This window comes from Methylomonas sp. MK1, from assembly GCF_000365425.1.
In the GTDB taxonomy this organism is placed as follows: domain Bacteria; phylum Pseudomonadota; class Gammaproteobacteria; order Methylococcales; family Methylomonadaceae; genus Methylomonas.
In genome coordinates, this window is record NZ_AQOV01000002.1 from 796,808 (window position 1) to 809,916 (window position 13,109).

The following is a 13,109-nucleotide window of genomic DNA, read 5'->3' on the forward strand; positions in this document are numbered from 1 at the left end:
ATCTGTTAAATCGCTACCGGTTTTTTTGTGCTTAGATCAGACCGATTCTGTTTGAAAGTCGTTGTTCTTCCAGCACAAAATCTCCGCTCCATCCGGTTTCCAATCCGCCAGCACGTAACGTTTGGCCGGCAAACCGTCAAGCATAAATTCGTGTAGTTTCGGCCGGTGTGTGTGACCATGAATCAATGTATAACAGGCATATTTACGCAGCGATTCCAGCACCGACTCTTGATTGACATCCATAATGTCCAGCGTTTTGCCGCGTTTGTGATAAAAACTGCGGAACCTATACCAACGTGCCGCTATCAGCCGCAGCCATAAGGGTTTGGACAGCACATTTTGTTGCCATTCCGGGCTGTGTGATTTAATGCGAAAGGTCTGATACGCCAGGTCGTCGCTACACAGTAAATCGCCGTGGGTCAGCAAAATCCGCTGGTCGTTCAGCTCAATCGGCGCATATTCGTCCAGCAAACGGATGCCGGTTTCCTGGCAAAACTTTTGGCCCAGCAGGAAATCGCGGTTGCCTTGCAGCAGAAAAACTTCGGTGCCGGAGTCGGCAAGTTGTCTGAGCGCTTTTTTGATGGTCGGGATAGGCTGAGTATTGTCGTCGTCGCCGATCCAAGCATCGAATAAATCGCCAAGAATATAAAGCGATTTTGCTGCGACGGCGCGCTGCTGCAAAAAGCTTAAGAAACGCCGGGTGATCTCCGGTTTTTCCAAAGCCAGATGCAGGTCGGATATGAATAGTACGTCTTGTTTCACGTTTAGTAACAGCGGTTTCCGCCCACTTGCAGGCCGAAACCGCTAATTGTCATTCAATAACTTCAGCTTTATCGATAACGATGTCGGTTTTCGGTACATCCTGATGCGGACCGCGATTGCCGGTGGCTTGTTTGGCCATGGCGTCGACTACATCCATGCCTTCGACAACTTCACCGAATACTGCGTAACCCCAGCCGCTCGGACTTGGGCTGGTGTGGTCCAGAAACGAGTTATCTTTGTAATTGATAAAAAATTGCGCGGTAGCCGAATGCGGGTCGTTGGTGCGAGCCATCGCCAAAGTGCCACGTTTGTTTTTCAGGCCGTTGTCGGCTTCGTTTTTGATGGGCGCATTGGTTTCTTTTTGCTTAAAAGAGCTGTCAAAACCGCCGCCTTGGGCCATAAAGCCTGGGATTACCCGGTGGAAAATGGTGCCAGAATAAAAGCCCTGCTTTACATAGGCCAGAAAGTTGGCGGCGGAAACCGGCGCTTTTTCGTCTTCGAGTTGAATGACGACGTCGCCCAGTGAAGTGGATAATTTAACTTTGCTATGTGTGTTGGACATTTTATTTTCTGTTGCAAATGAAAGGGTTGAGAATAAAAACAGCATCAGGTAAACCAGGATAGCGCGCATTAAAAGCTCCGTAAATTCGCTGTAAGCGGCGAATTCTATGTGTTTTTATCTTGAAAGAGAAGCCGAAATCTTGATAGATTGCCAGATGTTTCGCTGCATCCATCTACCATCGACATGCTGAAAATCTACAACACGCTAACCCGAAGTAAACAAGAATTTATTCCCAAGCAGCCCGGCAAAGTCGGCATGTATGTTTGCGGCATGACGGTTTACGACTATTGCCATATCGGCCATGCGCGGGTCATGGTGGTGTTCGATACGGTCGCCCGTTATTTGCGGCATGCCGGTTATCAGCTTACCTATGTCAGAAATATTACTGACATCGACGACAAAATTATCCAGCGAGCCAACGAGAATGGCGAGGCGTTTACCGCATTGACCGAACGCTTTATCGAAGCGATGCACGAAGATGAGCGGGCTTTGTCGGTGTTGCCGCCGGATATCGAACCCAAAGCCACGCAATCCATCGCCGACATCGTGAAGATGATTTCGACATTAATAGAGCGTGATTTTGCCTATGTCGGTAGCAATGGCGATGTGTTTTACGCGGTAAACCGCTTTGACGGCTATGGCAAATTGTCCGGTAAAAATATCGAGGATTTGCAGGCCGGCGAGCGCGTGAATGTCGATACCGCCAAACACGACCCGTTGGATTTTGTGCTGTGGAAGATGGCCAAGCCGGGTGAGCCTTACTGGGATTCGCCGTGGGGGCAGGGCAGGCCGGGTTGGCATATCGAATGCTCGGCGATGTCTACCTGCTGCCTGGGCAACCATTTCGATATTCACGGTGGCGGCATGGATTTGCAATTCCCGCATCATGAAAACGAGATCGCCCAGTCGGAAGGCGCCACCGGCGAGCCTTTCGTCAATTACTGGATGCATAACGGTTTCGTGCGGGTCAATGAAGAAAAAATGTCCAAATCCCTGGGTAATTTTTTCACCGTGCGCGAGGTGTTAAAACAATACCGCCCGGAAGTGATCCGCTTCTTCATCCTCTCCAGCCATTACCGCAGCCCGTTGAATTATTCCGATGAACAGCTCGACGATGCTGGCGTGGCATTGACGCGGCTTTATACCGCTTTGAGAGGTGTCCAGATTATTGATGCAGCCATCGATGCCGACTACCGTTTTCGGTTCGAACAGGCGATGGATGACGATTTCAACACACCGGTGGCCTTGGCGGTGCTGTTTGATCTGGCACGCGAATTGAACAAAGCCGAAGATAAAACTGTGCTGGCCGCTACTTTGAAGCAGTTAGCGGCCATTTTGGGCTTGTTGCAAGAAAGCCCCGACAGTTTTCTGCAAGGCGGCGCAGCGGCCGATGGCCTGAGCGAAACCGAAATTGAACAGCTAATCGGCGCCAGAAAAGCAGCCAAAGCCAGTAAAGACTGGGCGCAAGCCGACCAAATTCGCGACCAACTAAAGGCGCAGGGCATTGTTTTGGAGGATGTGGCGGGCGGTAACACCATTTGGCGCCGAGAAAACTAAGGGATTGGCAATGAGCGAAATCAAAGATAAATCGGTAGAAACATTTCTGGACGAATTGGCCAGCAAGCAAGCTACCCCCGGTGGTGGTAGTGCGGCGGCGGTGATGGGCGCGCAAGCGGCCGCTTTAACCAGCATGGTCTGTAACCTGACCATCGGCAAACCCAAATACGCTGAGGTGGAAGCGAAAATGCAGGCCCTATTGACCGAAGCCGAAGCTTTACGCGCGATCTTGATTGGCATGATCAAAGCCGATGTCGATGTGTTCGACAAACTGATGGCGTGTTATGGGCTGTCTAAAAGCACCGATGAAGAAAAGGCTTTGCGCACCCAGCAAATCCAGGCCGTGTTGAAAGAGGCTACTATCGTACCTTTGGAATGCGCGAAAGCCTGTGCCAAGGCCATTGAATTGAGTCGGGTGGCTGCGGAACACGGCAATCTGGGGGTGATCAGCGATGCCGGCGTCGCGGTGATGGCGGGCTACGCTGGCTTAAAAAGCGCGGCGCTGAACGTGCAAATTAACGCCGCCAGTTTGAAAGACAGGGCGTTCGCCGAAGAACGGCTCGCCGAACTGGATACGCTTTTGCAAGCAGGCGAACTGGCCGCCGAGCAGATTTACCGGATAGTCAGCGAAAAGCTTTAAGAAAACCTCTAAAATCCCTTGTGCCTCCGTGAGAGGAATAGAGTGAGGGATGTAAATAATTTATTTTAATTCCCTCATCCCAACCTTCTCCCAGAGGGAGAAGGAGGTTTTTAAGTTTTATGCGGCCTCCTTTTTTGCGTAAGGGGCAATTTCAATTGCCCGCACGGCGTAGCTAAATCTGCTTCACGTTGATATTCAAAGTCTGAATCCGATAAGCAATCTGCCTAGGCGTCATATCCAGCAGTCTGGCAGCCTTGGCTTGCACCCAGCCGCTTTGCTCCAGCGCAGCGATCACTCGCTCCCGTTCGTCCATGTTCTCGTCGTGCAGATCGATGTGTTTGATCGATTGCGGGGTGCGGCTGATACCGATCTCGTTTTCCAGGCCGGTGCTGGCGATCACGTCGCGGTCGATAATCCCTTCCTGGCTCATAATCGCCGCCCGCTCCAGCCGATTTTCTAATTCGCGGACGTTGCCCGGCCAATCGTGTTTCATCAGAATCCGGATCGCACTTTCCTTAATTTCCAGAGGCCGGCCGCCTTGTTGGCGGGAAATCCGGTTTAAGAGAAAACTGGCCAGTTCCGGAATGTCTTCGATACGCTCACGGAGCGGCGGCATGTTAATGGGCATCACGTTCAAGCGGTAATACAAATCTTCCCGAAAATTGCCTTCCGCTACTTCCTGCTCCAGATTGCGGTTGGTAGCGGCAATGATGCGGACGTTTACTTTCAAAGTTCTGACGCCGCCGACCCGCTCGAACTCGCCTTCTTGCAGTACGCGCAGTAACTTGGCCTGAAAAGATGCGGAAATCTCGCCAATTTCGTCGAGAAACAGCGTGCCGTTGTCCGCTAGTTCAAAGCGGCCCTTGCGCTGGCCGATTGCGCCGCTGAAAGCGCCTTTTTCATGGCCGAATAACTCGGATTCCAGCAAGGTGTCGGGCAGCGCTGCGCAGTTCAACTTAAGAAACGGGCCGTTGGCGCAGGCCGAATTAAAGTGTATTGAGCTGGCGACTACTTCCTTACCGGTGCCGGATTCGCCGCGAATCAACACCGTGGTATGCCATTTGGCCACCTGGCGGATGATGTCGAACACTTTCAGCATCGGCTCGGAATGACCGATGATGTTTTCGAAGCGGTAATTTTTGACCAGGGTTTGTTTTAAGTAGTCGCGTTCGCTGGCCAGTTCGTTTTGCTTGCGCTCCATCACTCGCAACATGTTCACGCTTTGGGCGATCAGATTGGCGACCATTTCCATGAAGCGGGCGCGTTCGCCCAAAAATGTCGAGGTACAAGGCTGCGCGGCCAAAATGCCGACCACTTCGCCTTGCTCGATGGCTAATGGTGAACCGATAAACGGTAAATCCGGATTATAGACGCCTAAGCGGCTTAAAAAACGCGGTTCGTCGGCAATGCGTTCCACGACGATAGTACTGCCTTCGTCGAGGATTGCACCCACCAGCCCTTCGCCCGGCTGGTAACGCACCGAGCGGTCTATGCCGTCGCCGTAGATCTCGCAAATGCTCATGCTATCGTCATCGACATCGCGTAGGGTGATCATGCCGAAATGCAGACCGTTACGCTTGTGCAAAATCTCCAGAATACCCTTTAGTTTGGTGCGTAAGTCATGCGTGCTATTCAGCAATTGACTGACGAGAAACAGGGTATCCAGCTCGGATTCAACCAGTAATAAACGATCACTCATGGATGTTCACCATGGCTAGGTTTTTTTGACAGGGAAAGCGGATTTTAAAACTACAACCATTTTTATACTGCGGGTCGATTTCTATCATGCCGTTATGCTGATTGACGATTTCCTTACTCATGACCAGTCCCATGCCGGCCTGGACGCCGGCGGTGCTTTGATTTGTCGTAAAAAACGGTTCGAACACCTTACTCCGTTGATTGGCGGGTATGCCGGGGCCGGAATCGGCTACCGAGACGCACACCCAATCATGCTCGATAGTCGTACTGATTTTGATGATGCGTTCCTGGCTGCTGGCCCGGTTCATCGCATTGACCGCGTTGTCGATCAATTGCTTGAATAACATGCGTAACTTGTTCTCGGCGCCGAGAATATTCGGCAATACCGGGTTTGGCAACCAATCCACCACGATGCCGTTTGCCAGAAATTTGGTGCTATAGAGCAGCATGACTTCGTGCAACAGCTGATTCAAATTCACCGGTACCACCGCTGATTCCGGAATTTCCGGCACGCAACGCTGCAAGGTGGTGAGCGTTTCTTCCCCCATTTTTTGCACTTGGCCCAGCAGGTCGCGGATCGGACTGTTGTGGGCATCATTGCGTTGGGTCATGATTTGAATCGCCGCGTTGATCTGGTTTAAGGGCTGGCGAATCTGGTGCATTGCCCCCAGCAAGGTTTCGCGGATACTGCGGATATGCTCCTCTTCGGCCAGCATGGTGCGCAGAGTTTGGATTTGCAGCTTTTCCTGCTGGCGGCGCAAGGGACTGATGTCGTTAATGGTCAACAATAAATAGTCCTTGGATTGTCTGGCGAAGAAGGTGTCGGCGCAGACGTCGTTTTCGATAAACCAGTTACCGGAACAGGAAAACCAGCGCGTACCCTTGAGCCCGGAACTTTCAATCCGCACTTCGCGATTGGCGAAACCTAGTTGTCTGTCGATGTTTTCACCCCATAAATCGCCCATGTCTTGTTCCAGAGCCTCTAGGAAAAACAAGGCGGGTTCTTTCTTATCGAGTTCGCTGATCAACATTTTGTACATCTGATTGTCGAGGACGACGCGTTTGTCGCTATCCAGGACCACCATTGCTACCGGCGAGGCGTTCAACACCGATTCGATCAACTGTTTTTGGTTGCTGACCTGCTGCTCCGCGTAATGCGCTTGGGTGACATCACGGTGCATACCGATGTAGTGGCTAATGGCGCCGCGGTCGTCGAACATGGGCGCGATGATCAGATCAGCTAAATAGCGTTGGCCCATTTTTTGCCGATTGATCAGTTGACCGTGCCAAACCTGTTTACGGGAAATGGTGTGCCATAAATCGTAATAGATTTGCCTGGGAGTGGACTTGTCGGATAGTTCGGATTCGTTCTTACCAAGAATTTCAGCGGCGTTGTAGCCAGTTACATCGGTGAAGGCTTGGTTGATATAAAGGATGTTGGCTTTTTTATCGGTAATTGAAATGGCGACCGGTGCCTGCTCCACAGCCTTAACAAATAAGGAAAACGGCAGGGTTTTAGAGGCTTTACCGCCTTTGAGCGATTGCCCGAGAGCATTTAGGGCAGGCGATAGCATATCGGCCGTATCAATCTCAATCTGGCCTTGCAGGTAGTCAGGGGTGGATTTGGTCATGGCAAATGGTTCTCGCGTGTTTTTTCTAGGCTTAAGTTGGAAAACTACATGCAATTTGAGAGCCAAATGCGTTTCGGCTTAGCTGCTGTTGGAAAATCCAGGCTATTTGTATGGTTTACGACAAATTTTAGCGGACTTGTTTCAGCTCTGTGTTTTTTAGGACAGAGATGTTGGCGCTAAATCTCCTGGCTTTGCACTAAATCGGGGAGTTGTGGGCTTTTCGCAGCATTGGCATAAATGATGCTGTCTTGTTACAAAACACCGGGTCTAAAACGATGAGCGAATACTTACTACTGATATTGGGTACGGCCTTGGTCAACAATGTCGTGTTGGTCAAGTTTTTAGGTTTATGCCCGTTCATGGGGGTTTCCAACAAGCTGGATACCGCATTGGGCATGGGTTTGGCGACCACGTTTGTCTTGACCCTGGCTTCTGCGGCCAGTTGGGTGTTGGAACATCGCTTATTGATACCGTTCGATATCGGTTTTTTGCGAGTGCTGGGTTTTATTCTGGTGATCGCCGCAGTCGTGCAGTTTACCGAGATGGTGATACACAAAACCAGTCCGGTCATGTACCAGGTTTTAGGGATTTTTTTACCGCTGATTACGACTAATTGCGCGGTTTTGGGTGTGGCCCTGCTTAACATCCAAGAGAAATACAATTTCGTGCAAAGCCTGCTGTTCGGCTTTGGTTCGGCAATGGGTTTTACCCTGGTGATGGTGCTCTTCGCCGGTCTACGTGAACGCTTAGCGCTCATGGCAGTGCCGGCGCTTTTTTCCGGCACCCCCATCGCATTTATCACCGCCGGCATACTGTCGCTGGCGTTTATGGGATTCGCGGGGCTTTACAGCAAATAAGAGGCACATCATGTACGTTTTATCTGCCATTGTTATTTTGACATCGCTAGGATTGTTGCTGGGCGTGGCTTTGGGGATTGCCGCCAAATATCTAAAGGTGGAATCGGACCCTTTAATAGAAACCATCGAGGCCTTAATGCCCGGTTCGCAATGCGGGCAGTGCGGCTTTCCCGGCTGCCGACCAGCTGCGGAAGCTCTGGTATCGGGCGCTGCACCGGTGACATTGTGTCCGCCAGGCGGCACATCTCTCGTCGAACAGCTCGCCAAATTACTAGGCGTCGATGTCGATTTAAGCCAAACGCAAGATCAAGAAGCAATGGTGGCTAGGGTTAGCGAAGAAACCTGCACCGGCTGTACCCGCTGCTTCAAGGTTTGTCCTACCGACGCCATCGTCGGCGCACCAAAACAGATCCACGCCGTAGTAGCGGATGCCTGCATCGGTTGCAAAAAATGCGTGGAAGTATGCCCTACCGAATGTCTGCAAATGCACCCTGTTGAAGTGACCTTGCGCAACTGGCGCTGGCCGAAACCGCTGGCCGCCTGAGACGGAGACACCTATGTTCGCCTTGTTCGAGAATCCCCGCTTGCGCGGCGGCATCCACGCTGAAGAGCACAAAGCCGAAACCTCTCCGCTCAGCATTGTTACCGATTTTCCATTGCCTAAGAAGTTGTACATTCCGGTGCAACAGCATGTCGGCAAGCCTGCCGAGCCCGTAGTTAAAGTCGGCGAAAAAGTTTTGAAGGGACAATTGCTGGCATATAGCCAAGGCACCATTTCGGCGCCTGTTCATGCACCAACATCGGGCGTTATCGCCGATGTGAAGGATTTTCCGGCCCCGCATCCGTCCGCCTTGCCGATTCGTACCGTAGTGATTGAAAGCGACGGGAAAGAACAATGGGCCGAATTAGTGGTGCCGGAAGATCCGTTTCAACTAGAGCCGGAAGAAATTTGTCAACGCGTCGGCGCCGCCGGTGTGGTGGGTTTGGGAGGTGCGGTATTCCCGTCGGCGGTCAAACTAAGTTTGGGCCGCAAAAACAAGATTCACACCCTTTTGATCAACGCCGGCGAATGCGAGCCTTATCTGACTTGCGATGACCGCTTGATGCAGGAGCGCGCCGAACAAATCGTTGCCGGTATCAGGTTAATGTTACGCGGTATGGATGCTCCCAAGGCCTTGGTAGGTATCGAAGATAATAAGCCCGAGGCTTTTGCGGCCATGCAGCTGGCCAGCCGGGATTTTGCCAATATCGTCGTGGCACAAGTGCCGACTCGCTACCCGATGGGCTGGGATCGGCAAATGTTGCGCTACTTAACCGGCCAGGAAATTCCTGCCGATGGCCGGGCTACCGACATCGGCGTGGTGGTGCATAACGTCGCCACCGCCTTTGCTGTCTATCAAGCGATATGTCTGGGTCAGCCTTTGATTAGCCGAGTAGTCACCGTATCCGGCGCCGCCGTCGCCAAACCCAGAAATGTGGAAGTGCCGATCGGCACCTTGATGTCGGAAGTGCTGGCATTTTGCGGTTTGGAAAAATCGAAAATGGCCCGCTTGGTGATGGGCGGACCGATGATGGGCGACGCGCTGCCGCTGGCCGAAGTGCCGGTCGTCAAAGCCTGCAATGGCATTTTGGCCTTGTCCGCTGCCGATATTGACGAACCGCCGGTACAGCCCTGTATTCGTTGCTCCAGTTGCGTGACTGCTTGTCCGGTAGGCTTGTTGCCCTTGGAGATGGCCAGCCGCATCAAAGCCAATCAATTAGACTCGGCGGTTGATTTGGGCCTAAAAGACTGCATCAGTTGCGGCAGTTGTTCTTATGTCTGCCCGTCGAATATACCCTTGGTGCATTACTTTAAATTCGCTTCCGGCGAGTTAGTGAAGCGGCAACAAGCCGAGCACAAGGCTGAACAAACCAAGCGTTTAGTCGAGGATAGAAATAATCGGATGGAACGGGCTAGGTTGGAAGCTGAAGCGGAAGCCCTGCGCGCTCAGGAAGCCAGAGCCGCCCGTCTGGCTGCCGCACAACAGGCGCAAGCAGCGCCAGCAGAGGAAACCGTATGAGTAATAAACCGATTAGCGGGCCTCACGTTGCGGCTACCCGCCGCGTCGATCAAATCATGCGCTTGGTCATTATTGCCCTGGCGCCGGCCACGGCCTGCGGTGTGTTGTTGTTCGGCTGGCCAGCGCTGTATTTGCTGGCGGTAACTGTATTGTCGGCGATGGCTTTTGAAGGTTTGTGTTTGAAGATGAAAGGCGTGGCGGCGATGCCTTATCTGCGCGACGGCTCGGCGATAGTCACCGGTTTGCTGGTGGCAATGACCTTGCCGCCTTGGGCGCCTTGGTGGATAGGCGTAGTCGGTTCGGCGTTGGCGATTGTATTGGGCAAGCACGTCTACGGCGGCTTGGGGCAAAACCTGTTCAATCCGGCCATGCTGGCCAGGGTGGCTTTGCTGATTTCCTTTCCTATCGAGATGACTACCTGGGCCAACGTATCGCCTCTGTTCACCGGGCCCGGCGTGATCGATAGCTTGGCAATAACCTTTGGCGGTTTGGAAAATCCCGATGCGGTGACCGGCGCCACGACGTTGGGCTGGGTCAAGACCGAGTTTTCGCAAAACCGGCTGTTGCCCGGCAGTTTGATCGAGTATTCTGGATTTTTAGCGTTTCTTGGTTGGGAGCGCGGTAGTCTGGGGGAAACCTCTTCGTTATTGTTGTTGGCCGGCGGTATCTGGTTGATGCGGCAGGGTGTCATCAAATGGCACATTCCCGTCTCGCTGCTATTCAGTATTTTCCTGCTGTCGACGGTTTTTCATACCTGGGATAGTCAGCACTATATGGGGCCGTGGGTACATCTGAATTCCGGTGCGGTAATGCTGGTGGCGTTTTTTATCGCGACGGACTACGTCACTTCGCCTAACACACCTTTAGGCCAAGTGATTTTCGGCGCCGGCTGCGGTTTATTGATTTTCGTGATCCGTTCTTGGGGCGGTTATCCGGAAGGCACCGGTTTTGCGATTTTATTGATGAACGCAGTCACTCCTCTCATCGATCATTACATTCGTCCGAGAATTTATGGCCGCTACCGTAACGGCAAGCCGCTCGATATTTCCAATTCCTGAGACCGGCTATGAATTCCGAACCCGTTAAATCACCTCCTAAAGCGAACCAATACGTCGAGTATGCCTTGCGTACCTTGAGTAACTTTAGGCAAAAACTGGCCGTGTGGCTGGAGCCAGGAAATTTGGAACAACTGCGGCCGCTATTACAGTATCAGGCCGGCGTGTTGGGGGGATTTGCATTGCTGGCGGCGATTTTATTGGGTGTTGCCGATCTGGCGACGCGCGGCGTGATAGAGCTGCGCTTGCAGGAAGATCTACAGGCCAACTTGGAACAAGTGGTTCCGGCAGAACTTTACGATAACAATTTGCTGAATGACAGCGTGCTGCTGCCTTCTGCCGATGCCAATCTGGGCGCTGAGCAAACTGAGGTCTATCTGGCTAAAAAGTCTGGTTTGGTTAACGCGGTCTGTTTTAAATTCGTCGCACCTGACGGTTATGCCGGGCCGATCAGTTTGGTGATGGGTATCGACAGCAAAGGTGAAATCCTAGGAGTGCGGGTTATCGCTCATGTCGAAACACCGGGATTGGGCGATAAGATTGAAGTGACCAAGTCCAAATGGGTACTGTCCTTCAACGGCAAATCCTTAAATAACCTGACTGTCGAACAGTGGGCGGTAAAAAAAGACGGCGGCGTGTTCGATCAGTTTAGCGGAGCGACGATTACACCACGCAAAGTCGTACAGGCCATTAAGCGGGGATTGGAGTTTTATAAGGTGCATCAGGCGGAGTTGTTGGCTGAGAAATAACGCTTATTCAATGTATGGCAATTATTTTCGGTGGAGAAGGTTTTTTCCCGTATGCCGCGCCGAGCACCGGAGCTTTTGAACGGATCAGCCCGTAGGGGGGGCGGCATGGATGCCGCACGTTGCTGAAGGGGCAGGAAGCCCCTTTCGGCAACCACGTTCAAAAGCTTCGGAGCGCAGGGAATAAGCGGCATCCGGGTGTCTTTTCTTTTGGATACTTTTCTTTGGACAAGCAAAGAAAAGTATCTCGCTCGTCGGTGCGAGAACCGACTTCAAATATTCGTCGCGATAGCGACACAAAGTCAAACTTACGAACATCTCTGCAAGGAGGCCTTGCTATGAATCTTTCGATTCTGTTTTCAGAACAATATAGAAAAATCGCCCGCGACGGCCTGTGGGATAACAATGTAGTGCTGACACAGAATCTGGCCTTGTGCCCGTTGCTGGCGGTAACCGGGACGGCGACCAACGGCTTGGGCATGGGTCTAGCGACCATGGTGGTGATGGTGGCATCCAATGCCGCGGTATCGGCGAGCCGGCACCTGATTCCCTCGGAAATCCGTATCCCGATTTTCGTGTTGCTGATTGCCGCATTGGTGACCTTGGTGGATATTTTTCTGAACGCCTGGATGCACGAATTGCATAAGGTGCTCGGCTTGTTTATCCCGTTGATTGTTACCAACTGCGTCATTCTCGGCAGGGCCGAGGCTTTTGCCTCCAAACAACCGGTGATGCCGTCGATGTGGGACGGCTTGATGATGGGTGTGGGGTTTACCGCTGCGATGGTGGTGCTGGGAGCGATGCGGGAGATTAGTTCGGCTGGCACCTTGTTCGCCAATGCGTCTGTGTTGTTGGGCGAAAGTTTCCGGTTTTTGGAAACCACTTTGATTCCGGAATACAAAGGCTTTTTGCTGATGGCTTTGCCGCCGGGTGGTTTCATCATGCTGGGTTTCATGGTGGCGCTGAAGCGGCTGTTGGACCGGAAAGCGGCAGCCAAAATTACCGAACCTATCATTACTGATGCGATTGTCTTGGAAGAAGGAGCGTAAACTATGAATGTGGGTGTATGTTATGCGCAGGCCGACAGGCAAATCTGGTTGCGGCTGGAAGTGCCGGAGGGTAGTACCATCGCCGAAGCGATAGAATTGTCCGGCGTGTTGACGCAGTATCCGGAGATCGATCTGGAAAGCCAAAAGGTCGGGATTTTCGGTAAACTGGCAAAATTGGATGCGCCGGTCAAGGAAGGTGATCGCGTGGAGATTTATCGTAAAATCACCGCAGATCCCGCGCAAGTCCAGCGGAGGCGGGTGGCTTAGCCTATGTACGTTTGTGTCTGCAAAGCCGTAACCGATAGCCAACTTGATGCCGCTATAGACAGCGGTTTATGCTCGCGGAAACAGCTGGTTAAGTGTTTCGGTGTCGGTGGCGATTGCGGTAAATGTAACAAGGACATTGCGCAAATTTTGGATAGAAAAAATGCATGTCGGCTATTGCAGGCTGCCAATGATGCACAACTAATCACTAAAACCGGGGAGATTTGA

14 protein-coding genes are annotated in these 13,109 nt (G+C 52.2%); 10 read left to right on the top strand and 4 right to left on the bottom strand.

Going from position 1 to position 13,109, the window contains the following annotated elements:
* Positions 1–36: 36 nt before the first annotated feature.
* Complete coding sequence (locus G006_RS0120425) at positions 37–762, bottom strand: UDP-2,3-diacylglucosamine diphosphatase (RefSeq protein ID WP_020485081.1); 726 nt, start codon at positions 760–762, stop codon at positions 37–39.
* A 49-nt stretch (positions 763–811) separates the two neighbouring features.
* Entirely contained in the window at positions 812–1,393 is a 582-nt protein-coding gene (locus tag G006_RS0120430; protein WP_020485082.1) for a peptidylprolyl isomerase, read from the bottom strand.
* A 114-nt stretch (positions 1,394–1,507) separates the two neighbouring features.
* Between G006_RS0120430 and cysS the strand changes: the two genes are divergently transcribed.
* A complete protein-coding gene (gene cysS, locus G006_RS0120435) occupies positions 1,508–2,881 on the top strand; it encodes a cysteine--tRNA ligase (RefSeq protein ID WP_020485083.1) in 1,374 nt (457 codons plus the stop codon).
* Positions 2,882–2,891: 10 nt separating this feature from the next.
* Entirely contained in the window at positions 2,892–3,521 is a 630-nt protein-coding gene (gene fchA, locus G006_RS0120440) for a methenyltetrahydrofolate cyclohydrolase (RefSeq protein ID WP_020485084.1), read from the top strand.
* 172 nt (positions 3,522–3,693) lie between these two features.
* Here fchA and nifA read toward each other — a convergent pair whose 3' ends face one another.
* Positions 3,694–5,220 carry a nif-specific transcriptional activator NifA gene (gene nifA / locus G006_RS0120445; protein ID WP_020485085.1) on the bottom strand — a complete coding sequence of 509 codons (1,527 nt, stop codon included), beginning with the start codon at positions 5,218–5,220 and terminating at the stop codon, positions 3,694–3,696.
* Positions 5,213–6,850 carry a nitrogen fixation negative regulator NifL gene (gene nifL / locus G006_RS0120450; protein WP_020485086.1) on the bottom strand — a complete coding sequence of 546 codons (1,638 nt, stop codon included), beginning with the start codon at positions 6,848–6,850 and terminating at the stop codon, positions 5,213–5,215. The genes nifA and nifL overlap by 8 nt, the downstream gene beginning before the upstream one ends.
* A 275-nt stretch (positions 6,851–7,125) precedes the next feature.
* Between nifL and rsxA the strand changes: the two genes are divergently transcribed.
* From rsxA to G006_RS0120490, 8 genes are all read left to right on the top strand, one after another.
* Positions 7,126–7,707 carry an electron transport complex subunit RsxA gene (gene rsxA, locus G006_RS0120455; RefSeq protein ID WP_026147191.1) on the top strand — a complete coding sequence of 194 codons (582 nt, stop codon included), beginning with the start codon at positions 7,126–7,128 and terminating at the stop codon, positions 7,705–7,707.
* 10 nt (positions 7,708–7,717) lie between these two features.
* A complete protein-coding gene (gene rsxB / locus G006_RS0120460; RefSeq protein WP_020485088.1) occupies positions 7,718–8,251 on the top strand; it encodes an electron transport complex subunit RsxB in 534 nt (177 codons plus the stop codon).
* A gap of 13 nt (positions 8,252–8,264) precedes the next feature.
* Positions 8,265–9,767 (top strand): electron transport complex subunit RsxC, encoded by a 1,503-nt coding sequence (rsxC, locus tag G006_RS0120465; RefSeq protein WP_020485089.1) that lies wholly within the window; start codon positions 8,265–8,267, stop codon positions 9,765–9,767.
* Positions 9,764–10,825: an RnfABCDGE type electron transport complex subunit D gene (locus tag G006_RS0120470; RefSeq protein WP_020485090.1), complete on the top strand. Its 1,062-nt coding sequence runs from the start codon at positions 9,764–9,766 to the stop codon at positions 10,823–10,825. The genes rsxC and G006_RS0120470 overlap by 4 nt, the downstream gene beginning before the upstream one ends.
* A gap of 8 nt (positions 10,826–10,833) precedes the next feature.
* Positions 10,834–11,571, top strand: a complete 738-nt coding sequence (gene rsxG / locus G006_RS0120475) for an electron transport complex subunit RsxG (protein WP_020485091.1) — start codon at positions 10,834–10,836, stop codon at positions 11,569–11,571.
* A gap of 335 nt (positions 11,572–11,906) precedes the next feature.
* Positions 11,907–12,617, top strand: a complete 711-nt coding sequence (locus G006_RS0120480) for an electron transport complex subunit E (RefSeq protein ID WP_020485092.1) — start codon at positions 11,907–11,909, stop codon at positions 12,615–12,617.
* 3 nt (positions 12,618–12,620) lie between these two features.
* Positions 12,621–12,884, top strand: a complete 264-nt coding sequence (locus G006_RS0120485; protein ID WP_020485093.1) for an RnfH family protein — start codon at positions 12,621–12,623, stop codon at positions 12,882–12,884.
* Positions 12,885–12,887: 3 nt separating this feature from the next.
* Positions 12,888–13,109 carry a (2Fe-2S)-binding protein gene (locus G006_RS0120490; protein WP_020485094.1) on the top strand — a complete coding sequence of 74 codons (222 nt, stop codon included), beginning with the start codon at positions 12,888–12,890 and terminating at the stop codon, positions 13,107–13,109.